At 60.1% G+C, this 22,849-nt stretch carries 21 protein-coding genes; 5 read left to right on the forward strand and 16 right to left on the reverse strand.

All coding sequences use genetic code 11. The features are described from left to right. Positions 1 to 65: 65 nt before the first annotated feature. The 5 genes from QRN33_RS01990 to QRN33_RS02010 all read right to left on the reverse strand — a co-directional run bounded on the left by QRN33_RS01990 (position 66) and on the right by QRN33_RS02010 (position 4,733). A complete protein-coding gene (locus QRN33_RS01990) occupies positions 66 to 1,055 on the reverse strand; it encodes an ABC transporter ATP-binding protein (protein WP_285406530.1) in 990 nt (329 codons plus the stop codon). Next, on the reverse strand, positions 1,052 to 1,852 hold the full coding sequence (locus QRN33_RS01995) for an ABC transporter permease (RefSeq protein WP_042608520.1): 801 nt from the start codon (positions 1,850 to 1,852) through the stop codon (positions 1,052 to 1,054). The genes QRN33_RS01990 and QRN33_RS01995 overlap by 4 nt, the downstream gene beginning before the upstream one ends. Further along, the gene (locus QRN33_RS02000; protein WP_161806100.1) at positions 1,839 to 2,675 is read right to left on the reverse strand and encodes an ABC transporter permease; all 837 of its coding nucleotides are present in this window, start codon (positions 2,673 to 2,675) and stop codon (positions 1,839 to 1,841) included. Before QRN33_RS02000 ends, QRN33_RS01995 begins: the two co-directional genes overlap by 14 nt. 5 nt (positions 2,676 to 2,680) lie before the next feature. Beyond that, positions 2,681 to 3,487, reverse strand: a complete 807-nt coding sequence (locus QRN33_RS02005; protein WP_064364636.1) for an alkaline phosphatase family protein — start codon at positions 3,485 to 3,487, stop codon at positions 2,681 to 2,683. Positions 3,488 to 3,665: 178 nt separating this feature from the next. Beyond that, the gene (locus QRN33_RS02010) at positions 3,666 to 4,733 is read right to left on the reverse strand and encodes an ABC transporter substrate-binding protein (protein ID WP_285406537.1); all 1,068 of its coding nucleotides are present in this window, start codon (positions 4,731 to 4,733) and stop codon (positions 3,666 to 3,668) included. A gap of 349 nt (positions 4,734 to 5,082) precedes the next feature. Here QRN33_RS02010 and phnR point away from each other — a divergent pair, with 349 nt between their 5' ends. Beyond that, positions 5,083 to 5,796: a phosphonate utilization transcriptional regulator PhnR gene (phnR, locus tag QRN33_RS02015; RefSeq protein ID WP_042608516.1), complete on the forward strand. Its 714-nt coding sequence runs from the start codon at positions 5,083 to 5,085 to the stop codon at positions 5,794 to 5,796. A gap of 609 nt (positions 5,797 to 6,405) precedes the next feature. Here phnR and QRN33_RS02020 read toward each other — a convergent pair. After that, positions 6,406 to 7,740 (reverse strand): amidohydrolase, encoded by a 1,335-nt coding sequence (locus QRN33_RS02020; RefSeq protein WP_285406540.1) that lies wholly within the window; start codon positions 7,738 to 7,740, stop codon positions 6,406 to 6,408. Positions 7,741 to 8,052: 312 nt separating this feature from the next. Here QRN33_RS02020 and QRN33_RS02025 point away from each other — a divergent pair, with 312 nt between their 5' ends. Both QRN33_RS02025 and QRN33_RS02030 read left to right on the forward strand, forming a co-directional pair. Next, positions 8,053 to 9,963 (forward strand): pyocin-S2/colicin E7-DNase domain-containing protein, encoded by a 1,911-nt coding sequence (locus QRN33_RS02025; protein WP_285406542.1) that lies wholly within the window; start codon positions 8,053 to 8,055, stop codon positions 9,961 to 9,963. Continuing rightward, the gene (locus tag QRN33_RS02030; protein ID WP_083353254.1) at positions 9,963 to 10,217 is read left to right on the forward strand and encodes a bacteriocin immunity protein; all 255 of its coding nucleotides are present in this window, start codon (positions 9,963 to 9,965) and stop codon (positions 10,215 to 10,217) included. Before QRN33_RS02025 ends, QRN33_RS02030 begins: the two co-directional genes overlap by 1 nt. A 48-nt stretch (positions 10,218 to 10,265) precedes the next feature. Here QRN33_RS02030 and QRN33_RS02035 read toward each other — a convergent pair whose 3' ends face one another. The 7 genes from QRN33_RS02035 to minC all read right to left on the reverse strand — a co-directional run bounded on the left by QRN33_RS02035 (position 10,266) and on the right by minC (position 17,034). Beyond that, positions 10,266 to 12,422, reverse strand: coding sequence for a mechanosensitive ion channel family protein (locus QRN33_RS02035; RefSeq protein WP_285406545.1), 2,157 nt, complete (start codon positions 12,420 to 12,422; stop codon positions 10,266 to 10,268). Positions 12,423 to 12,496: 74 nt separating this feature from the next. Beyond that, positions 12,497 to 12,673: a hypothetical protein gene (locus tag QRN33_RS02040; protein ID WP_165839208.1), complete on the reverse strand. Its 177-nt coding sequence runs from the start codon at positions 12,671 to 12,673 to the stop codon at positions 12,497 to 12,499. A gap of 193 nt (positions 12,674 to 12,866) precedes the next feature. After that, complete coding sequence (locus QRN33_RS02045; RefSeq protein WP_064364632.1) at positions 12,867 to 14,156, reverse strand: M18 family aminopeptidase; 1,290 nt, start codon at positions 14,154 to 14,156, stop codon at positions 12,867 to 12,869. A 177-nt stretch (positions 14,157 to 14,333) separates the two neighbouring features. Then, positions 14,334 to 14,969 (reverse strand): RluA family pseudouridine synthase, encoded by a 636-nt coding sequence (locus QRN33_RS02050; protein ID WP_285406551.1) that lies wholly within the window; start codon positions 14,967 to 14,969, stop codon positions 14,334 to 14,336. A 91-nt stretch (positions 14,970 to 15,060) separates the two neighbouring features. Continuing rightward, the gene (gene minE, locus QRN33_RS02055) at positions 15,061 to 15,315 is read right to left on the reverse strand and encodes a cell division topological specificity factor MinE (RefSeq protein WP_003223146.1); all 255 of its coding nucleotides are present in this window, start codon (positions 15,313 to 15,315) and stop codon (positions 15,061 to 15,063) included. Beyond that, a complete protein-coding gene (minD, locus tag QRN33_RS02060) occupies positions 15,315 to 16,127 on the reverse strand; it encodes a septum site-determining protein MinD (RefSeq protein ID WP_007913953.1) in 813 nt (270 codons plus the stop codon). Before minD ends, minE begins: the two co-directional genes overlap by 1 nt. A gap of 169 nt (positions 16,128 to 16,296) precedes the next feature. Beyond that, complete coding sequence (gene minC, locus QRN33_RS02065; protein ID WP_038861964.1) at positions 16,297 to 17,034, reverse strand: septum site-determining protein MinC; 738 nt, start codon at positions 17,032 to 17,034, stop codon at positions 16,297 to 16,299. Positions 17,035 to 17,151: 117 nt separating this feature from the next. Here minC and QRN33_RS02070 point away from each other — a divergent pair, with 117 nt between their 5' ends. Beyond that, positions 17,152 to 18,084, forward strand: a complete 933-nt coding sequence (locus QRN33_RS02070) for a lipid A biosynthesis lauroyl acyltransferase (protein WP_042608512.1) — start codon at positions 17,152 to 17,154, stop codon at positions 18,082 to 18,084. 35 nt (positions 18,085 to 18,119) lie between these two features. Next, positions 18,120 to 19,292, forward strand: a complete 1,173-nt coding sequence (locus QRN33_RS02075) for a patatin-like phospholipase family protein (RefSeq protein WP_065615154.1) — start codon at positions 18,120 to 18,122, stop codon at positions 19,290 to 19,292. Between the two features lie 90 nt (positions 19,293 to 19,382). Here the strand turns inward: QRN33_RS02075 and QRN33_RS02080 are convergent, their stop codons facing one another. The 3 genes from QRN33_RS02080 to QRN33_RS02090 form a co-directional block, all read right to left on the reverse strand. After that, complete coding sequence (locus QRN33_RS02080; RefSeq protein WP_042608510.1) at positions 19,383 to 20,168, reverse strand: outer membrane protein OmpK; 786 nt, start codon at positions 20,166 to 20,168, stop codon at positions 19,383 to 19,385. Positions 20,169 to 20,540: 372 nt separating this feature from the next. Beyond that, positions 20,541 to 21,326: an outer membrane protein OmpK gene (locus QRN33_RS02085; RefSeq protein ID WP_285406561.1), complete on the reverse strand. Its 786-nt coding sequence runs from the start codon at positions 21,324 to 21,326 to the stop codon at positions 20,541 to 20,543. A 159-nt stretch (positions 21,327 to 21,485) separates the two neighbouring features. Beyond that, positions 21,486 to 22,838 (reverse strand): nucleobase:cation symporter-2 family protein, encoded by a 1,353-nt coding sequence (locus tag QRN33_RS02090; RefSeq protein WP_042608508.1) that lies wholly within the window; start codon positions 22,836 to 22,838, stop codon positions 21,486 to 21,488. Positions 22,839 to 22,849: the final 11 nt, after the last annotated feature.

Genomic DNA, 22,849 nt, shown 5'->3' on the forward strand with positions numbered 1-22,849 from the left:
GAATTAAAATCAGGTGGACCGAAGTCTACAGCTTGAAGCTTGTAGCTCGAAGCTTGCAGCTGTTTTTAAGCTACTTCGCACAAGGCCGTCGGATCGATGGAAAGTGCCAGGCGCTGTCCGTCGGGATGCAGATCGGCGGCCGAACGGTTGAGCACATCGACCACCAATTCCACACCGCGCGCTTCGACGCGATAACGAATGACGTTGCCGAGCAGGCTGTGGCTGCGGATCTGTGCGTCCAGTTCGCCGACGAGGCTCAGCTCGATGGCTTCCGGGCGGATGGCGATGCGGTGGTTGACCGGCCGTTGCAACAGCTTGGAGGCGGCATCGGCGTCGAGCAGGTTGTAGTTGCCGATGAAGCCGGCGGCGAATACATCCACCGGCGCGGTATAGAGGGTTTCGGCGTCGCCGCTCTGGACGATCTTCCCCTGGTTCATCAGGAAAATGCGATCGGACATGGTCAGCGCTTCTTCCTGATCGTGGGTGACAAAGATCGTGGTCAGGCCGAGCTCCCGCTGGATCTGGCGGATCTGCTCGCGCAGGTGCTTGCGAATCCGTGCGTCGAGTGCTGACAGCGGCTCATCCAGCAGCAACAAACGCGGGCGGGTCACTAGCGAACGGGCGAGGGCAACCCGTTGGCATTGGCCACCGGACAGTTGATGCGGATAGCGGCTGGCGAAGTCATGCAGCTCAACCAGTTTCAGCACTTCAGCGACGCGCTTGTGACTGTCATCGGCATTGACCTTTTGCATGCGCAAGCCGAAAGCGACGTTCTGCTCGACGGTCATGTTGGGGAACAGCGCGTAACTCTGAAAGACCATGCCGATGCCGCGTTTTTGCGGGCTCAACGGCACGATATCGACGCCGTCGAGGAGGATCTGGCCGCCATCCACCGGGGTCAGCCCGGCAATGCAACGCAACAGGGTGGATTTGCCGCACCCGGACGGGCCGAGCAGGGTGACGAACTCGCCCTTGTGGATTTCGCAATCGATATCGCTGAACACCGTGGTGCCGGCATAACTTTTCTGCAGGTGTTGGACGCTGACATAGCTCATTCGCTTTTGTCCTTGTTCAAGATGTTGGCGATCCAGGTCAGGACCAGCACGAAGAAGAAATACGAGATGACCAGCGCACTGGTGAAGTGACCGCTGCTGTTGCGCATGTTGTTCAGATACACCTGCAGGGTTTCGTAGCGCGTGCCGACGAGAATATTGGCGAACACGAACTCGCCGAAAAGGAATGAGAACGACAGCAGCAACGCCACCATCAGACCCTTGCGCAAATTCGGCAGCACCACCAGGAACGCCGCTTGAAAGGTGCTGGCGCCGAGCAGTTGCGCGGCGTCCATCAGGTCGCGCAGGTTGATCGCTTGCAGGTTGTTGGTGATCGCCCGGTACATGAAGGGCAGCGCCACGGTGAAGTAGCAGCCGATCAGAATCCACGGCGTGCCGACCATCGCCATCGGCCCGGAACCGTAGAGCTGCAACAACCCCACCGAGGACACCACTGGCGGCACCGCGAAGGGCAGCAGGATGAGGATGTTCATCAGCGCATCGAGCCTGGGAAAGTAGTAATGCACGACAAACAGCAGCGGCAGGATCAGCACCACCGAGAGCACCAGGGCACCGACGCAGACGATCAGTGACTGGCCGAAGGCGTGCAGAAAGCGCGGATCGCTCCACAGCTGGATGTACCACTTGAAGGTGAAGCCGCTGGGCAGGATGGTCGCCGACCAACTGCTGGCGATCGAGTAGACCAGTGTGCCAGCCAGCGGCAACAACAGGATGGCGAACAGCAGGTAGACCACGACGCGGTGGTAGAGGCCGGCCGGGCCGGATTCAGCGCGAGACATGGTAGCTCCTCTTCAGCAGCAGTTGATGCACGACGGTGACGATGGTCATCAGCGCCACGAGCACCACGGCCAGTGCACTGGCCAGGTTCGGATCGAGGGAAATGTCCCCGGACACCATCGCTGCGATACGGATCGGCAGAACGTTGAAGTTGCCGGTGGTCAGCGCATAAACCGTGGCGTACGCGCCAAGGGCGTTGGCCAGCAGGATGACGAAAGTGCCGAGCAGTGCCGGGGTCAGCACCGGCAGACCGATGTGCCGCCAGAACTGCCAGCCGTTGGCGCCGAGCAACGCAGCGGACTCGCGCCAGTCTTCACGCAAGGCGTCGAAGGCCGGGTAGAGCAGCAGCACGCCGAGGGGAATCTGGAAGTAGGTGTAGAGAATGATCAGGCCGGTTTTCGAATAAAGGTTGAAGTCCTGAATGATCCCCGACTGCTTGAGCATGATGGTGATGCTGCCGTTGAAACCGAGCAGGATGATGAACGCGAACGCCAGCGGCACGCCGGCGAAGTTGCTGGTCATGTTGGCGAAGGCATTCACGAAGTTGCGCAGCTTCGAATCGACTCGGCGCAATGAATATGCGCCGAGCACGGCGATGATGATGCCGAATAAGCTCGACCAGAAACTGATCTCGAGGCTGTACTGGATCGCCTGCCGATAGAATTTCGATCCGAAGACCTTGCTGAAATTGGCCAGGCCCCAACCGGACTCTTCCGATTGCAGGCTGTTGATCATCACCCAGACCAGCGGGGCGATTTCGAAAACGATGAAGAACAGCGCGAAGGGCACCAGACACAGCGCCGCGAGCCATTTGCCGCGAGTCATGGAGTTCACTTGAGCAGCTCCCGGCACACAGGTTTGTCGTGGGGCACGCCGAGCAGTTCGCAGACTGTGCCGCAGAGCTCGGTCTGTTTCGGTGTGGCGTCAGGGTTGAGGCTGAACGCATCGCCGAGGACGAACAGCGGCACCTGACGTTCTTCCACCAGCAGGCCGTTGTGCGAGCGATCGTTGTTCATGCCGTGGTCGGCGGTCACCAATACCTGATAACCAGCGTCGAGCCAGGTCTGCAGATAGTCGGCGAGGATGATGTCCGCGGAGCGGGCGCTGTTGCGGTATTGCGAGCTGTCGAGGCCGTGCTTGTGCCCGGCATCGTCGATGTTCATCGGATGGATCAGCAGAAAGTTCGGCGCGTGACGCAGGCGCAGGTTTTCCGCGTCGGCGAACAGGTGCGAATCCGGATAATGATCGTTCCAGTAGAAATGGCCGTGCTGGATCGGCAACGTCGGATCGTCGGTGTGGCGGTCGCGCGCCGCCACGAACGGTGAGCGGTTATACAACTCGCTGACCCAGTGGTACGCCGCAGCGGCGGTTTTCAGTCCGGCATCGCGGGCGTAGTGATAGATGCTGCGCTGGCTGGACAGGCGCGAGACGTTGTTGTGGACGATGCCGCTGTCGATCGGCGGCACGCCGGTGAGAATGCATTCATAGAGCGGCCGGGACAGGGCGGGCAGTTCGCACTCCAGTTGATAGAGCGCCGCGCGTCCTGCGCCGACATAAGCCTGCAGATGCCCCATAGCGTGACGCGCAACCTCGTAATTGAGGCCGTCGAGCACGACAAGGATGACGTTGTGCTTCATAGGGGCAAGAACTCCGCGAAACAGGAAAATTCAGATCCAACCGAGATCCCCTGTAGGAGTGAGCCTGCTCGCGATGGCAGTGGTTCAGCCAACATCGTCGTTGAATGTTCGACCGCTATCGCGAGCAGGCTCACTCCTACATGGGGATTTGTTTCAGGTCACATAGTGGTGATCAGGTTTATTTCATCTCTACGATGACTTCCTCGTTCCACTGCTGCGGCAGGGCTTTGGAGGTCTTTTCCCACGCGTCGGCATCCTTGACCGGCGTGACCTTCTTGTACTGCTCGTTCGGCAGCAGTTTGGCTTTCACGTCTTCCGGCAGTTGCAGGTGTTCGGCGCGGATCGGACGGGCGTTGCCGCGGGCGAGGTTGGTCTGGCCGGCGTCGCTGAAGATGTATTCGCGGGTCAGCTTGGCGGCGTTGGGGTTTTTCGCGTATTTGTTGATGATCGTGGTGTAGCCGGAAATCACCGAACCATCGGACGGGATCAGCACCACGTAATCATCCGGGTTGGCCATCTTGGCTTTGTAGCTGAGGCCGTTGAAATCCCAGACCACACCGACTTCGATCTCGCCTTTTTCCATGGTGGCGATGGTCGGGTTGGCCATCGACAGGCGACCCTGTTTGGCGAGGTCGGCGAACAGCAGCAGGGCTGGCTTGATGTTCTTCTCGTCACCACCGTTGGCCAAAGCCGCGGCGAGCACGCCGTTGGCGGCCTGGGCGGCGGTGCTGACGTCGCCGATGGAGACCTTGTACTTGCCGGTTTTCAGATCCGCCCATTTGGTCGGCACGTCGGAGCCATGCAGCAGCTTCTTGTTGACGATAAAGGCGATGGTGCCGGTGTAGGCCAGCGCCCAGTTGCCGTCCTTGTCCTTGGCCCAGTCCGGAACCTGGTCCCAGGTGCTCGGCTTGTACGGTTGCACCACACCTTGCTTGACCGCGATCGGGCCGAAGGCGGCACCGACGTCGCCAATGTCGGCAGTAGCATTGTCTTTTTCGGCGGCGAACTTGGCGATTTCCTGGGCCGAACTCATGTCGGTGTCGATGTGTTTCAGGCCGTATTTGTTGGCCAGGTCTTCCCAGGTGCCTTTCCAGTTGGCCCAGTCATCGGGCATCCCGACGCTGTTGACGGCGCCTTCCGCCTTCGCAGCGGCTTCGAGGGTTTTCAGATCGGTGTCGGCCGCCATCGCGGCGGTGCACATTGCAATGGTCGAGCCTAACAGTGTTGCCAGGAAAAGCTGTTTCATTCCGAAGCTCCTTGGTCGTGTTCAACGCTGCGATTGCGGTTGTGTTGGTCTAGGTCAGCAATACCTGAGCCAATTTAGGCAGGCTGGATGACACTTTGATGTCGATGGCCTTGTGGCAGGTCGTTTGCCTGCCCGGGATCGGTGGCTGCCAAATAAGCGTAGACCATGGCGCAGGCCCGGCGGGCAGGGGACTTGGCCGATGTATTGCAAGCCGTGAACGCGACCGTTCGGCAGTTTTGTCATCTGTCGGTCATCTGCACTGCCTAGGCTTGCAATCTACGCAAGCGCTTTGATCGGCGGTCAGTTACGCCCCGAAACAGTGCTGGTCTAGTCCAGATAGGTAACGTTGATGCGCGACGAGGCAACGAAAGCGGTGACAACCATTGGCCAAGTGCTGCAGGAGCAGATTGATCATGGTTTGCTGGCGGCCGGGAGCAAGTTGCCGGCCGAGCGCAAGCTGAGCGAGTTGTTCGGGACCACGCGGATCACCGTGCGTGAGGCGTTGCTGCAACTGGAGGCGCAGGGGCAGATTTATCGCGAGGAGCGGCGCGGCTGGTTCGTGTCGCCGCCGCGTCTGGCTTACAACCTGATGCAGCGCAGTCACTTTCACGCGATGGTCAGTGCGCAGGGGCGCGAGCCTTCGACCGAGGTGATTTCGGCGCGCTTGCAGCCGGCTTCGGCGGCGGTGTGTGCGTGGTTGCAGTTGCCGGCGTTGTCGAGCGTGATTCAGATTTGCCGCTCGCGGCGCATCGATGGGCGGTTGGTGTTGTATGTGGAACACTATTTGAATCCGCAGTTTTTTCCGGGGATTCTTGATTTTGATTTGAATCAGTCGATTACCGAGCTGTATGCCGGGCATTACGATTTGCACTATGGGCGGGTGCGCTTCGAGATTGTGCCTACGTCTTTATCTGTCGATGCGGCGGCGGCTTTGCGGGTGTCGGTGGGGAGTCCGGGGTTGCGCATTGCGCGGGTCAATTATGATCAGCATGGGCGGTTGATTGATTGTGATCTGGAGTTTTGGCGGCACGATGCGATTCACGTTGGGGTTGATGTGGTTTGACCTTTTTTGACCTTGGCGGCCTCTGGGCCGACCAGGTTTTGGGGTTTTTGGGTGTATATCCGTTGCTGCGGTAACGGCTTCTTATGGTTCCGCCCTTACGGCGGGTCACCTTTTTCAAACGCCAAAAAGGTAACCGAAAAGGCTGCGCCCTGACGTTCGGCCCCTCGCTGGGGCTCGGGGTTCCTTCGCTGCGGGATCGATCCTGGCGCAGCGGCTCCGGTTTGCTTCGCTGCACCTACACTCGCTGTGTCCGACTGCGTCGTACGGTCGCTGCGCTCCCACGCCCCGATCAATCCCTCCGCTCAGCCTGCCGACGGGCTCCAAGATCAAGATCAAGAGCTACTCGAGCTTGCGCTCATTGTTTTGAGTGGTGAAAAGCATGCGGTGTCTGGCTTTGGTTTTGTGCTGGATTCGCCCCTCATCGGAACGCCGCCCGCCCAGCCCTCTCCCGAGGGAGAGGGAGCCGATTTGTGAGTTGTTCAAAATCTGCATTCAACTCGGTATCTCAGGTTGGCATACCTCATTCGAACAACCCGGTCAGTCCCCTCTCCCTCTGGGAGAGGGCTAGGGTGAGGGGCTTTTGAGCTTCAGGATTCCAGCCATCTCGGTTTACTTGCCCAACCCCGCATTCCCATACAGATAATCCGTTGCCAACGAAGCCAATGTCCTGACCCCAACCACTAGCGCCGATTCATCCACGAAGAACCCCGGATTATGATTCGGCGCGGCTTTGCTCATGTCCTGATCCCGGGGCGTCACTCCGAGAAACACGAACAACCCTGGCGCCTCTTTGGCAAAGAACGAGAAATCCTCCGCACCACCCACCAGAGGACCCTGCACCACATCATCCTTGGCGGCCCACTTCAGGGTCGGCAGCATCTTTTCCGTCAGTGCCGGGTTGTTGATCGTCGGGTCGTACTTTTCGATGATGGTGACGTCGGCTTTGGCGCCGCCGCTTTCGGCGATTTTCTCGATCGTCTGGCGTACGTCGGCATGCAGTTTCTGGCGGATGCCGTAGTCGTAGGAGCGGATCGTGCCGGTCATGTCGAGTGATTCGGGGATGATGTTGTAGCGGGTGCCGCCGTTGATGGTGCCGATGCTGACTACCGAGGGGTAAGAGGAAATGTCGGTGCGACGGCTGACCACGGTTTGCAGGCCGACGATGGTTTGCGCGCCGACGGTGATCGGGTCGATGCCGTCCCACGGGCGGCCGGCGTGGGTTTGTTTGCCGTGGATCTTGATCCGCAGGTCGTCGGAACTGGCCAGGGTCGGCCCGGGGCGGTAGGCGATCTGGCCGGCGGGAACGCCGGCCCAGACGTGCAGGCCGAACACTGCGTCGGGTTTCGGCGATTTCATCACGCCTTCTTCGACCATCATTTTTGCGCCCCAAGTATTTTTGCCGTCGGGAATGAAATCGCTCGGGCCTTCTTCGGCGGGCTGGAAGTAGAACACCACGGTGCCGGGCAGGGTGTCGCGCATGCCCGTCAGAATTTTCGCGGCGCTGAGCAGGATCGCGGTGTGGGCGTCGTGGCCGCAGGCGTGCATGACGTCGACTTCCTTGTCGAGATACGTGCCTTTGGCTTTCGAAGCGAACGGCAAGTCGGAGACTTCCTTGACCGGCAGCGCGTCCATGTCGGCGCGCAGCGCCACGGTCGGGCCGGGCAGGGCGCCCTTCAGGATAGCAACCACACCGGTCCGGGCGACGCCGGTTTTCACTTCCAGGCCCATGGCTTGCAGCTGTTTGGCGACCAGCTCAGCGGTGCGTTTTTCGGTGTTGCCGAGCTCCGGATGAGCGTGAAGGTCGCGGCGGGTTTCCAGCAGCTCCGGTTCAAGCTTTTGCGCCTGCTCGGCGATCTGTGTGCGGGCGCTGTCCATCGTCGCGGCGCCGGCGTGGCTGGCGATCAGCGTGAGCAGGATGGTTTGGGCAATGCGCGTCAGATACATGGGGTTCTCCTTGATTATTGTTGTCGGGCTTCCTTGCCTGTGACAAAGGCTCTGCACGCAAGTGCGATCGGTTCAGGAACGCGCCACGCGGTCCGACAGATTTACCTCTGAGCCTGAAGTTTTTAACGAAAACTCCTACCGCTTTATCAGTTCCGTCCGGCGTGACAGATAAAACCCGGGCGATAACTATGTACCGCACCGCGCAACATTCATTTCCATAAATTTCTCCAAGTGCCGGTCACGTTATTGGCTATTCGACATTAACGGTGACCGGTCAGAGCGACGAACCCAATGTCCATGGAGGATTTATAAATGCAGCGTAATGGATTAACGCTTCCGCCGATTGTTGTGCGCCCGGATAAACAAGATGAGTACTTACATTATTTAGGTGCAGGAGACGGCTCGGGACCAGGTATCAACGTTGCACCCTTGGGTGAAATACTCGATATGGAAAGTATCTACAAAGATACTTCCAGAAACATTGCTCAGGTCATCGAACTTGAACTGGCAGAAGTACGGGCAGCGGGTGATCAAAGTGTCTTGCCTCCTTTGGATGCGCTGGCGCGGGAGATGCGTTTCAGGGAGTCGCTGATCGCCAGAAAATTTGGCGCGCTTCTGGTGGCCAAGGACGTGGCCATCCAGCGTTTCGGCCACGACCAGGTTGAAACCTTTTTCAACGGGGGGCGCTTACCGCAAGTCAATCGGCGAGGCGGCAACGTCAGCGTAAGGCAGGCATACAGCGCCTTGTTCAATGCCAAGTTGCTGGTCGAAGGCATTGGCGTATTGAACAGCCAGTCGGCCACGGTCAAGGGCATGATTGCTGTGGTGCAAGCGCAGGAAGCCGAGCGGATCGCTCAAGAGCAGGCGCGGTTGGCGGCGGAACACGCCCGGCAGGTTGCACAGGAACAGGCCCGCGTTGCTCAGGAGCAGGCGCGGCGGCTGGCGGAAGAACTGGCGCGGCAGGCCGCCGCCAATGAACTCAGGCGGCTTGAAGAAGAACAGGCACGCTTGGCGGCTGAAGCACTGGAGCGCAAGCGTGCCGAGGAACAGGCGGCGCTTGAGGCTGAAGCCGAAGCACGCAGGGTGGCTGAGGAAAAGCGCCGGCAGCAAACCCCCGGTGGGCACAATAGCCCATTGCGCTTTCAGGGCAATATCAGCCACGCCCAACTGGTATTTGCGACCTCGGGTGGGGCGGTTGCGATTGCCGACAGCCTGATGGCGGGTCTTGCCGCTTCGATTCGCTCGGCCGTTGCCGGTTTGTCGGGGCTTGCTGCTGGCACAGCGTCCGGACTGATGGTGGGGGTGAGTGCGTTCGTCTACTCGCCGGTGTTGGGCAATGGTGAGCTGCCTGAACGCTTTCTGCTCAGCCTTCCGTTGGCAGATCTGCTGCCCGGTCCGTTGCCTGATCTGAACACGCTGGCGAACGAAAGAGCACGACTGAATCTGCCGGTGCGTTTGAGCACCCGGCCACTGACGGGATCTCTCGCCGAACTGCTTGTCGTTCCGGTAGCGGGGACAAAACTGCCTTCCGGCGTTCGCGTGATTGCAGCTGGCTACAACGCAGGGGATAACACTTACAGCGCCACGCTCGCTGACATTCCGCCGACCACTGCGGTCTGGACGCCATCGGTAACGCCTACAGACAGTTCAACGCTGTTCCCCATCGAAAATCCGGCTCCGCCTCGATACATCGGCGGCAATCTGGTGCCGATCGAAGGTCGGATCGACGCTCATCCGGGTCGGGGCAACATTCGTTTCGACGACTTCATTCTGGTCTACCCCCCGGAAGTGGGTCTGCCGCCGCAGTACGTCATGTTCCGGGATCGACGCAATGATCCTGGGGTGGCGAGTGGTTATGGAGCGTCGGTTCAAGGTGGGTGGCTGGAGGCGGCTACGCAAGGTGAGGGCGCGGCGATTCCCTCAAAAATCGCAGATCAATTGCGAGGCAAGAATTTCAAGGATTTCAGGGCATTCAGGGAGACTTTCTGGAAAGCGGTGAGCGCTGACGCGGAACTGGCGATGTCGTTTGATCCAGGCAGTCTCAGCGCAATGAGCAAAGGCCGATCACCGTATGTGAAAGCGGGCGATCGAGTTGGTAAACGAGTGAAGTTTGAGTTGCACCACGTCTCATCGTTATCGGATGGTGGGCAGTTGTACGATATCGATAATCTGCGGTTGCTAACTCCGAAACAGCATTTGGCAGTTCACAAGGGAGCCGAGTAATGAAAAAATTAATGATCAATGAAATGTCCGAAGAGCAATTCTTGCATTTTGTACAAAAGATATATCAATCGGATTATGCGACTGAAAAGGGGCAAACCATAGCTGTAATGGAGTTTGAACGACTGAGCGAACATCCAGCGGGTTCCGATTTAATCTACTATCCAGAGTCGGGAAAAAGTGGTCCGGAAAATATTGTGGCGGAAGTAAAAAGGTGGCGCGCCGCTGAAGGAAAACCGGGTTTCAAAGCCAGATAAAACTAGCCCCCTATTGGTATCACCTGCCAATAGGGGGGCCATCTCTCTTCAGCCTTCCTTTTTCATTTCAACCCCAGGCGTAATCACCTGCACACTCATCCGCGGTGTCGCCAGGTCCAGCCCCGCCTCATCCAGTTGCCTTTTCAGCGACAAGTTGAACGCCCGGGAAACCTCCCACTGTTTGATCGGCGCAGTCTTGAAGCGTGCGCGCAGGATCGCGCTGCCGGATTCGAAACTTTCCACGCCCTGGATCTCCAGCGGCGACCAGATGTTGCGGCGTTGCAGCGGATCGCTGCGCATCTTCTGGCCGACGTCGCGCATCAGCTTGATCGCGTCGTCGATTTCCATGTTGTACGGCACGGCAACGCGGAAGATCGCGTAGCCGAATTCCCGCGAGTAGTTCTTGATGCTCTTGATTTCGCTGAACGGGATGGTGTGGACGATACCGTCGATGTCGCGCAGGCGGACGGTGCGGATGGTCAGCCCCTCTACAGTGCCGAGGTGGCCGCCGACGTCGACGTAGTCGTCGATTGCCAGCGAGTCCTCGATGATGATGAACAGGCCAGTGATCAAGTCAGCGACCAGCGACTGCGCGCCGAAACCGATCGCCAGACCGATCACGCCGGCACCGGCGAGCAGTGGCGTGACGTTCATGCCCATGTTCGCCAGAGCGACGATCAGCGCGATGATGAAAATCGCCACGAACAGCACGTTGCGGATCAGCGGCATCATCGTCTGCGCGCGGGCGTTGGCCAGGCCTTTGCGCGAGCGGGTGAGGGCGTGGTGCACGGCGGTGTCGGCGAGGATCCAGATCAGCCAGGAGAAAATCAGCGTGCCGATCAGGCTGAACAGTCTGACGCTGATGTCATGGCCATCACCTTCGGCGAACGCGATCAGCGAATGGCCCCAGACACGCAGGCCCAGCTCGATGAAGATCAGCCACACCAGCAAATGCGCGAGGGTATAGAAGAAGTTCTTCAGGCGCTCCGAGTACAGCGCATGGCGTTTCGGCCCGCGTTGCGGCTTCAACGAATGACGACGCACGAGGCCGTTGATGACCATGCACAACACCAGCAGAACCGTGCAGATCAGCGACTGCCGCAGCGCGGTGCTGGTGTCGCCGGCGGAGACGAACGTGGCGAACAGCGAGATGCCGACCAGCACCAGCGCCGGCACGTACCAGAAGGTACCGAGGATCTCGATGGTGTCGCTGAGGGCGCGGCGGGTCAGGCGGCGTGACAGTGGCTGGTTGCGGATCAGGTGCGCGATCGGCCGGCGGAATCGCAGAATGAACAGGCCGGTCGACAGCGCCGCGAGTACGTTGGCGGTGGTCGCGGCGGTGTGGGCCAGATGCACGCCCAGGCTTTCCACCAGACGCGGATCGCTCAGCGCTTCACCGAACGCAGCAAAGCTGCCGATCAGCCACAGTGGCCGGAACGCCTGATGACGAAGAATGTACAGCGCGCGATGGCGGTGCGGGCCGTCGAGCAGAGAGAAGGCAATCACGCAGATCGCCGAGAAACAGGTGCCCACCACCAAGGCATACGCCAGCACCATTGCCAGGCTTTTGCCCAGCGATGACGGCAGCACGTAGCTCATGTAGACCGTCATCACCAACGCGATCAGCCACGGCCCGAGCTTGCGCAGGGCGAAACGCAGCATGTCGAGGGCCTTGGGGTGTTGCGGCAGCTCTTCGGTGAGGCCGAAGCGCATACGGACGCGGTGGCCAAGCCAGATCAGCGCGGCGGCGAGCAGGCTCCAGACCATCAGGATCACGGCGAAGCCGAAGATGATCGGCAGCCATTCATTGGCCGGCAGCAGCTTGCTGGTCAGTTCGTCCTTGGCCAGGTCGAATTCGTTGGACCAGCGGGTGAGCGGGCTGTCGGCGCCGGAAAACTGTTTTTCGAAGTTGGCGAGGGTGCCACCGATCAGGCCCAGCACGCCTTCTTCCGGGGTGGCCTGGGCTTTCTTCGTGGCGTCGCGCAGTTTCTTCAGATCGCTGAGCAGCTGCGCGCGTTGCTTGTCGTTTTCCAGTGACTTGATCACTTCGTCCAGCGACTGGCCGAGGGGTTCCTGGGCTTCAGCTTGCGGCTTGGAAGTGTTGAGCAGGCCGGGCAGACCGACCGCTTGCGCGGGCGCCAGCGGCAGCAGCGTCATGATCAAGACAAGCAACAGACCGGGTACAGCAAAAAGACGAGCGAACACCAGAAGACAACCTCGCGATAGGCGGATGCGCTGGAGTGTACGAGGCCCTCCGGCGCAATGCGAGCCGGGCGCGGTCATTCGTTGAGTTTGGCGAGGATCTTGTAGACCACGGTGGCGAGGATCATCAGCATGCCGATCCACATGGCCAACACCCCGGCGTTCTTGTCACGGAAGTTGAAGCCGATGGCCAGCAGGATCATTCCGCTGAGGATGGGAATGAGCATGGCGTGGAAGGAGGACATCGAGATCATGGAGACTGCCTTGTCTGGTGGGATCCGTTGAGTCTAGGCAGGTTTTCGAGGCGGGGTGTGATGTGGCTCAGGAATGCATCAAGTCAGAGAGGATTCTGCTGCGTGCACAGGCGCTTTCGCGAGCAGGCTCGCTCCCACAGGTTGGAATGCTACTCAATGTGGGAGCGAGCCTGCTCGCGAAGTTTTTCAGCCTTTACGGCAACTCACGACTGGCATAAAACGCGCTGAGCACTTTGACCAGGTGCGCCAGGTCATGGCTGCCGCACAGCTCGCGGATCGAGTGCATGGCAAAGGTCGGCAGACCGATGTCGACGGTGCGAACCCCCAGGTGGCTGGCGGTGATCGGGCCGATGGTCGAGCCGCAGCCCATGTCGCTGCGCACCACGAAACTTTGCACCGGGACTTCTTCAGCCATGCACAGATGGCGGAAGAAACCGGCGGTTTCGCTGTTGGTGGCGTAGCGCTGGTTGCTGTTGACCTTGATCACCGGGCCGGCGTTGAGTTTCGGGCCGTGATTGGCGTCGTGTTTTTCCGCGTAGTTGGGATGCACGCCGTGGGCGTTGTCGGCCGAGACCAGCAGGGATTTCTGGATGGTGCGGACAAACTCGTCACCTTCCGGCAGCAGGCGGCGCAAAGTCTGCTCGAGCATCGGGCCATCGGCACCGCAGGCCGAGCAGGAGCCGACTTCTTCGTGGTCGTTGCACACCAGCACGCAGGTTTCGTCGGTCTCGGCGGTGAGCAAGGCTTGCAGGCCGGCGTAGCACGACAGCAGGTTGTCGAGACGCGCACCGGCAATGAAATCACCGTTCAGACCGATGACCGCTGCGCTTTGCGTGTCGTAGAAACTCAGCTCGTAATCGAGCACAACGTCGGCATTCAGGCCGTGTTCGCGGGCCAGTTGATCGGTGAGCACGGCGCGGAAATCGACGCGCTCGTCACCGGCAAATTGCGCGAGGATCGGCGGCAGTTCGGTCTGCGCGTTGATCGCCCAGCCCTGATTGGCTTCACGGTTGAGGTGAATGGCCAGGTTGGGAATGATCGCGATCGGTGCCTTGAAGTCGATCAACTGGCTCTCGACCTTGCCGTCACGGCGGAAGGTGACGCGGCCGGCCAACGACAGATCGCGATCAAACCACGGCGCCAGCAACGCGCCGCCGTAGACTTCAACGCCCAGTTGCCAGAAGCCCTGACGCTGCAGTTCCGGCTGTGGCTTGACCCGCAGGCACGGGCTGTCGGTGTGGGCGCCGACCAGGCGGATACCGTCGTGCAGTGGCGAGTTGCGGCCCATTTTGATCGCGACGATCGAGGAGTCGTTGCGGGTGACGTAATAGCGGCCGTTGGCCTCGGTGGACCATGGCTCGCGCTCGTCGAGGCGCACATAACCGGCGGCCTCCAGACGCTGCACGAGGCTGGCGGTAGCGTGGAACGGTGTAGGAGAGGCCTTGAGAAAGTCGATCAGGCCCTGGTTCAACTCTGCGCGCATAAGAAACTCCAGACAGCAATGGGCGGGAGTTTAACGTATTGGCCGGGGAATTGAATCCAATGCAGATCCCTGTAGGAGTGAGCCTGCTCGCGATAGCACTGTGTCAGTCAACTGATACTTATCTGACACACCCCTATCGCGAGCAGGCTCACTCCTACATTAAATCGTTGTGGCCGGTCAGAACGGGGCGGGGCACTCGAAGCGCAGGCGTTCGCCGGTTTGCGGGTGGGTGAAGCTGAGCATGCTGGCGTGCAGGCACAGCCGTGGCCAGGCCGCCAGTGCTTGCCCGTGGGCGTAGAGCCCGTCACCCAGCAGCGGATGGCCGATCGACAACATGTGTACGCGCAACTGATGGGAGCGACCGGTGATCGGTGTCAGTTCGACGCGGCACCAGTCGCCGCAGCGCTCCAGTACTTTCCAGAACGTCAATGCATGCTTGCCGAATTCGTGATCGACCACGTGACGCGGCTTGGTCGGTGGGTCATAACGCAGGGGCAGGTCGATGCTGCCGCTGTCGAGTTCCGGCTGACCCCAGGCCAGAGCGGTGTAGGCCTTTTCGGTTTCGCGGTCATGAAACTGCCGCGACAGCTCGCGATGGGTGTCGGCATCACGGGCCAGCAGGATGATGCCGGAGGTTTCCCAGTCCAGGCGATGGACGATGCGCGCTTCCGGGTAGCCGTTTTCCTGCAGGCGGGTAATCAGGCAGTCCTTGTTGTCGTCGGCACGGCCGGGAACCGAGAGCAGCAGGGTCGGTTTGTCGACCACCAGAACGGCGGCGTCCTCGTGGATGATGCGGATGTTGGACAGCGGCATTCAAACAGCCTCGTAACAAATGCCAACGGCGGTTCAGGGCCATTCCCGTATGGGGATGGCCCTGAACCGCCGTCGTTCCTGCCGGATCGACTCAGCGATCGGGCAGGGTGATGTTGAGTTCCAGAATCGAGCAACTGCCCTGGCTTTCCAGTGCAACGTGTACGTCGTCGTTGCCGATGTTGACGTACTTGCGGATCACGTCGACCAGTTCCTTTTGCAAGGCTGGCAGGTAATCCGGCGTGCTGCGCTGGCCGCGCTCATGCGCCACGATGATCTGTAGACGCTCTTTCGCTACCGAGGCGGTACTTGGCTTTTTGTTGGCACGAAAGAAGTCAAAAAGGTTCATTACCTACCTCCAAACAGGCGCTCGAAGAATCCCTTCTTCTCGACATCGAGGAATCGGTGGGCTTTTTCTTTGCCCAGCAGGCGGTCGACGGTATCGCTGTAAGCCTGACCGGCATCGCTCTGGTCGTCGAGAATCACCGGCACGCCCTGGTTGGAAGCCTTGAGCACCGCCTGGGATTCGGGGATGACGCCGAGCAGGGTTACCGAGAGGATTTCCTTGACGTCTTCAACGCCGAGCATCTCGCCCTTTTCAACGCGCTCCGGGTGGTAGCGGGTGATCAGCAGGTGTTCCTTGATCGGGTCTTCGCCACGTTCGGCGCGACGCGATTTGCTCGCCAGCAGGCCGAGCATGCGGTCCGAGTCACGAACCGAGGAGACTTCCGGGTTGGTCACGACGATCGCTTCATCGGCGAAGTACATGGCCAGGTGCGCACCTTTCTCGATGCCCGCCGGGGAGTCGCAGACGACGAACTCGAATTGTTCCTTGAGCTCCATCAGGACTTTTTCCACGCCTTCGACGGTCAGCGCGTCTTTGTCGCGGGTCTGGCTGGCCGCCAGTACGTAGAGGTTTTCCAGGCGCTTGTCTTTGATCAGAGCCTGTTGCAGGTTGGCTTCGCCGTTCACGACGTTGACGAAGTCATACACCACGCGGCGCTCGCAACCCATGATCAGGTCGAGGTTACGCAAGCCCACGTCGAAGTCGACGATCACTGTTTTGTGGCCGCGCAGAGCGAGACCGGTACCGATAGCGGCGCTGGTGGTGGTCTTACCCACACCACCCTTGCCGGATGTAACCACGAGAATCTTGGCCAAGGTGTTTCACCCCTAAGGAAGAAGGACTGTTCAGCCCCTGAAAAACATCTCTTGAAAACTACTGCAGTCGGACAGCCTTGGCTGGAATTTGGCTTTGGGCCTTTTTCCTACTTCGTTTGAGCCGTTTTCGCTACGTTTTAGAGATGCTTGGAAAATGCGGCAGTATCCGTTAAAGCCGAATGATGTTCAACACGTCGCCCGACAGGCTGACCTGGACGCCCGAGCCCCACATCGGATCGCGACGCAGATCCTCGGAGACCTTGTAATGACCGGCGATGGAGATCAGTTCAGCGCTCAATTGCTGACAGAAAATCCGTGCCTTGGTGTCACCTTTGACGCCGGCCAGTGCACGGCCGCGCATCGGGCCGTATACATGGATGTTGCCATCGGCGAGAAGTTCCGCCCCCGGACTGACCGAGGAGACCACGACCAGATCGCCACCCTGGGCGTATATCTGTTGGCCACCACGTACTGGCGTAGTGATCACGCGGGTCGGTTTGACGGTCGGCTCAGGCGGTTTTTCCGGCTTCTTTTTGACCTCGACTTCCGGCGTCTCCAATGGGCGCTCGCGGGCGCCGGAGGGTGGCAGCACGGGAATGTCGATGGCGATGGCGGCGGCGATGTCTTCGATGCGGCTGGCACGGATCGCCAGGGTGCGCAGGCCATGCTGGCGGCAGACACGCATCAGCCCCGGCAGGTCGACTGCGCCCTGGTTCGGCGGCAGTTTGTCCAGCGCCAGAACCAGCGGTGCATTGCTGAAGAAATTCGGCGCCTGGGCGACTTTGGCGGCCAATTGCCGATCGAGGCTTTCGAGGTCGTTACGGGCCAGTTCCAGCACAGTGATGGCCAGCATGCTGCCCTTGAGCTGGAATACGGGATCTTGGTCTAACGGGTCGGTTTGGCTCATGTCGGCATACAACGGCTTGTCACTAAAAGTGCCGAGACTTATAACGAGAACGCCCGCGAGCCGCAAGCCGGGTCGAACGATGTAGAATGCGCGGCCACTGTATTTACGGAAGCTTTAATGGATCGCCCGCGTTTTCGAAAAGCATATCTTGCTCCGCGCTTCTGGCCGCTCTGGTGCGGCCTGGGGCTTTTGTGGCTGATCGTGCAGTTGCCGTATCCGGCGCTGCTGACCATCGGTCGAGTTTTGGGTGCGTTGATGTATCGCGTCGCCAGTGACCGGCGGACCATCGCCCGGCGCAATCTGGAATTGTGCTTCCCGGAGAAATCCGCCGCCGAGCGCAAACGCCTGCTCAAGGAAAACTTCGCCTCCACCGGCATCGCCTTCTTCGAAATGGCGATGAGCTGGTGGTGGTCGCGGGAGCGACTGGCGAAACTGGCGCATGTCGAAGGCCTTGAACATCTGCAGAAGGCCCAGCGCGAAGGCAAGGGCGTCATCCTCATGGCCGCGCATTTCACCACCCTGGAAATCGGCGCGGCGCTGCTCGGCCAGCAGCACACCATCGATGGCATGTACCGCGAGCACAAAAATCCATTGTTCGACTTCGTTCAGCGCCGTGGCCGCGAGCGACACAATCTGGATTCGCTGGCCGTGGAGCGCGACGACGTGCGCGGGATGCTCAAGCTGCTGCGCTCGGGCCGGGCGATCTGGTACGCACCGGATCAGGACTACGGCGCCAAGCAGAGCATCTTCGTGCCGCTGTTCGGCATTCAGGCTGCCACGGTCACCGCAACGACCAAATTTGCCCGCCTGGGCAAGGCGCTGGTGGTGCCGTTCACCCAGGAACGGCTGGCCGATGGCAGTGGTTATCGGCTGGTGATCCATCCGCCACTGGAGGATTTTCCCGGCGAGAGCGAAGAGGCCGATTGCATCAGGATCAATCAGTGGGTCGAGAGCGCCATGCGTGCCTGCCCCGAGCAGTATCTGTGGGCGCATCGGCGCTTCAAGAGCCGCCCGCCGGGCGAGCCGAAGCTTTATCCCAAGCGCCGTTGATTCACCCGTCCTGAAAAGCATCCCGGAGTGTTGCGATGAGTCCTGCTGAACCGGTCACAGGTTTGATTCTTTCCGGCGGCGGGGCCCGGGCGGCTTATCAGGTCGGGGTGCTGGCGGCGATTGCCGAGCTGCTTCCGGCCGGCGCGGACAATCCGTTTCCGGTGATCGTCGGCACCTCGGCCGGGGCGATCAATGCGGTCAGCCTGGCCAGTGGCGCCACGGATTTTCGCGCCGCCATCGAACGCCTGACCCAGTTCTGGCAAGGCTTTCGCAGCCATCGCGTATTGCGCAGCGACTGGCCCGGAGTCATCCATCAAGCCAGCCGTTTCGTCAGCCACAGCCTGCTCGGCCTCGGTCGACAAATGCCGGTGGCGCTGCTCAACAGTTCGCCACTGCGCGAACTGCTCGAGGAAAAACTGCACCTGCCCGGCATCGCCGAATCCATCGCGCGCAAGCAACTGCATGCGGTAGCGGTGACTGCGTTCGGCTACGAGTCGGGACAAGCGGTGACGTTCTATCAGGGTGGCGGCACCATCGACGCCTGGCTGCGGCATCGACGCATTGGCATGCCGACCCAACTGTCGGTCGATCACTTGTTGGCCAGTTCGGCGATCCCGCTGTTGTTCGCGCCGGTGAAAATCGGTGAGGAATATTTTGGTGACGGCGCGGTGCGTCAGTCGGCGCCGATCAGTCCGGCGTTGCACCTGGGCGCCAGTCGCGTGCTGGTGGTGGGCGTCAGCGGCAACCCGCGCGGCCTCGATCCGCAGCAGCCGCTGGAGCGCGCCTACAGCGGCCAGCAACCGACGCTGGCGCAGATCGGCGGGCACATGCTCAACAGCACGTTCATCGACAGTCTGGAGAGCGACATCGAATTGCTGCAACGGCTCAACCAATTCAGTCATTTGCTCCCGGCCGGCACGCCAACCCGCGCGCTGGGTGTGGCGCCGGTGGAGGTGCTGGTGATTGCGCCGAGTCAGCCGATCGATGAGATCGCGGCACGCCATCGCCAGGAATTGCCAGCGGCGTTGCGTTTGTTTCTGCGTGGGCCGGGAGCGACCAAGACGAGTGGGGCAGGGGTGTTGAGTTATCTGCTGTTCGAGGCGGGGTATTGCAGCGAGTTGATCGAGTTGGGGCGGCGGGATGCGTTGGCCAAGCGCGAGGAGCTGTGCCGGTTTCTGCGGATATCCGAAGCAGTAGCTCCCGCCTGAAATCTGCGGTAAGGCCTTCGCAAGCAGGCTCGCTCCCACATTGGAACTCGGTCGAATGTGGGAGCGAGCCTGCTCGCGAAGCTTTTAGGGTCAGAAGTGGAACTTCACCAGGAAGCTCGTGGTGCTCTGATCGGTCTTGAAGTACTGGCTGTCCTTGATCCCGTACTTGTCCGACCAGTAGTCGTATTCGACACCGACATACAACTGCTTCTCGCCGAAATTCAGCGCCTTGCCCAGGTCGTATTTGACCTGCGGGTTGAAGTGCAGGTTGGCATGGTAGTCGCCTTTGGAGTTGGAGTCGTTGTCGACCACCCAGTCCATGAAACCGTCGATGAGGATGTTCGATTTGCCCACCGGAATGGTGTAGGACCAGACGGGGGTGATCTGCCAGACATTGTCACCGGCGCGGGCGCCCTGGGTGTGACGCTGGTAGAAGTTCAGCTGGAAGTAATCGAAGCCCGGGATCGCCAGGTCGAAGCCTGGACCGATCAGGTAGGCCTCGGTATCGCCTTCACCGAATTCGTAGGTCATGGCGACCAGGACGTCCTTGACCGGGCCGAACTCGATCTTCTGGTCGAGCACCTTGCCCAGCGAGATGCGTGGGCTGAACTCACCGTAATAGGTATTCGGACCGTTGCTGAAGTCTTTGCCACCGTTATAGAAGATCTTGTCGAAGAAGAAGAAATTATCCCCGTACGTCCACGCATCGGCGTGTTCGAAAGTCACGGTCTGCTGAATGCGCGGGTTGACCTGGAAGTCCTTGCCATACAGGTAGGTCAGGCTGTTGTTCTGCCACTGCAGCAGGCCTTCGGCCATCGCCTGGCCGCCAGCGAACATCGATCCGGCCAGCATCAGGCTGGTGCACATGCGTTTCATTCGGTTGCTCCCAAAAATAGGTGTTCCACGTTATTTTTTTAAGTTCGGCGCTCTGATGTGGCGCCTTTTTTCGTACCGCAAATTTCATCCGATCGGTCAGCTTTGGATGCTGGTAGCAAAAGCTGCGCCAAGGCTTTCGAAAAACCAAAAAACGCCCGTTCGGCTGCTGAAAAACAGTCGACGAGCGTGTTTTCGGGAGGCCTCAGGACTGACCGTGGCCGGGATAAGTTGGCTTTTCGGTCAGAAATTGAATCCGGGCTTTTTTTTACAGCGAATGCGGAAGGCCGCGGAGAATACTGACTCCTCGGCCAGCGCTCAAGTGCCCCGCAACAGAGCACCGACAACAGGCATGGCGCACGGTTGCGGGCCATCTCAGAAGTGCACCTTCAGCAGCAGGCTGGCGGTGTTCTGGTTGGTATCGAACGAGTGGCTGTTTTCGATGCCGTATTTGTTCTTCCAGTAGCTGTATTCGGTGCCGACGTACACCTGCTTCTGGCTCCAGCCCAGGGCTTTGCCGAGGTCGTATTTGATCTGCGGATTGATGTGCAGGTTGGCGTGGTAAGTGCCGCGCGAGTTCTCGTCGTTGTCGACGACCCAGTCGAGGTAGCCGTCGATCAGCACATCGGAATTGCCGAGCGGGAAGCTCCACGACCACGCGGGGGTGATCTGCCAAACGCCATCGCCGGGGCGCGGGCCTTCGGTGTGGCGGCGGAAAATGTTCAGCGTGAAGTAGTTGAAACCGGGCACTTTCAGGTCGAAGCCGGGGCCGATCAGGTAGGCCTCGCTTTCGCCTTCGCCGTACTCGTAGGTCATCGCCAGCAGCACGTCCTTGATCGGGCCGAACTCGAGCTTGCGGTCGAGGATCTTGCCGAAGGACAGGCGCGGGGTGAACTCGCCGTAGAAGGTGTGCGGGCCTTTGTTCGCATCTTCCTTCCCGTTGTAGAAGATCTTGTCGACGAACAGAAAGTTGTCGCCGTACTTCCACTTGTCGGCGTGTTCGAAGGTCACCGTCTGCTGATACGACGGGTTGATCGCGAAATTCTTGCCGTACAGGTAGCTGAGGCTATTGCTCTGCCACAGCAGCAGATCGCCGGCCATGGCCTGACTCGCGGCCAGCAGGCCGCCACTCAACAGAACGTTGCCTTGCGTGCGGATCATCTGTTGCTCCCTCTTGTTTTTATTTTCAAGGCACAGAGTTGCGATCCCTTTGTAGGAGTGAGCCTGCTCGCGATAGCGGGATTACATTCAACAAATCAGTTGACTGAAAAGACGCAATCGCGAGCAGGCTCACTCCTACAGGGGGAATTGGTGAGGCTGTCAATGAGCATGGCAATCGTTGATCGCCGCACGCTCCTTGCCGCCGAGGATGTTGAACAGCAGGTTCAGGGTCAGCGCGCTGAGGGTGGCCATGGCGATGCCGCTGTGGGTGATCGGGCTCATCCACATCGGCAGATGAGCGAAGAATTCCGGACGCACCACCGGGATCAGGCCCATGCCGATGCTCACCGCGACCAGCAACTGATTGCGCCGGTCACCGATGTCGGCTTCTTGCAAGATCTTGATGCCAGTGGCCGCGACCATGCCGAACATCGCAATCGCCGCGCCGCCCAACACCGCCGGTGGAATCGATGCCACCAGAAATGCCGCTTTCGGCAGCAGGCTGAGGACGATCAGCAGACCGCCGGCGACGATCGTCACCGAACGGCAGCGCACGCCGGTCATCTGCACCAAGCCGATGTTCTGCGCGAACGAGGAGTGGGTGAAGGTGTTGAAGAAACCGGCGAAGAACGACGCGCCGGCATCGCACAGCAAGCCGCGACGGAGCATGCGCGGGCAGACTTCCTGGCCGGTGATCTTGCCCAGCGCAAGGAACATCCCGGTGGACTCGACGAAGATGATCACCACCACCAGACACATCGACAGAATCGGCGCGAGCTCGAACTTCGGCATGCCGAAATGCAGCGGGGTGACAAACTGAATCCACGGTGCGCTGGCCATGCCACTGAGGTCGACCATGCCGATCACGCCGCACAATACGTAGCCCAGGCACATGCCGATCAGCACGGAAATGTTCACCCAGAATCCGCGCATGAAGCGGTGGACCAAAAGGATGGTGGCCAACACCAGCGCAGCGATGGCCAGATAAATCGGCGAACCGAATTGGGCGGCGTCGACACCGCCACCGGCCCAGTTCACGGCCACGGGGAACAGCGATAAACCGATCGAGGTGATGACCGTGCCGGTGACGAGCGGCGGGAAGAAACGCACGACCTTGGACATGAACGGTGCGATCAGCATGCCGAAGAAACCGGCGGCGATCGTCGCACCGAAGATGCCTTGCAGACCGATACCGGGCATGCCGGCCATGGCGACCATGCTGCCGACCGCGGCGAAACTGGCGCCCATCATCACCGGCATGCGAATGCCCATCGGGCCGATGCCGAGCGACTGCACGATTGTGGCAATCCCGGCGACCAGCAGATCGGCGTTGATCAGGAAGGCGATTTCTTCACGACTCAGGCCAGCGGCCTGTCCGATGATCAGCGGCACCGCGATGGCACCGCCGTACATCAGCAGAACATGTTGCAGACCGACCAGGATCAGTTGCAAAAGGGGCAAACGCTGAATGGCGGGTGCGTCGGGGATGCGCGCTTTGGACAGCTCGGACATGCAACACCTCG

The sequence above is a fragment of the Pseudomonas sp. FR229a genome (assembly GCF_030209115.1).
Taxonomy (GTDB): domain Bacteria; phylum Pseudomonadota; class Gammaproteobacteria; order Pseudomonadales; family Pseudomonadaceae; genus Aquipseudomonas; species Aquipseudomonas moraviensis_A.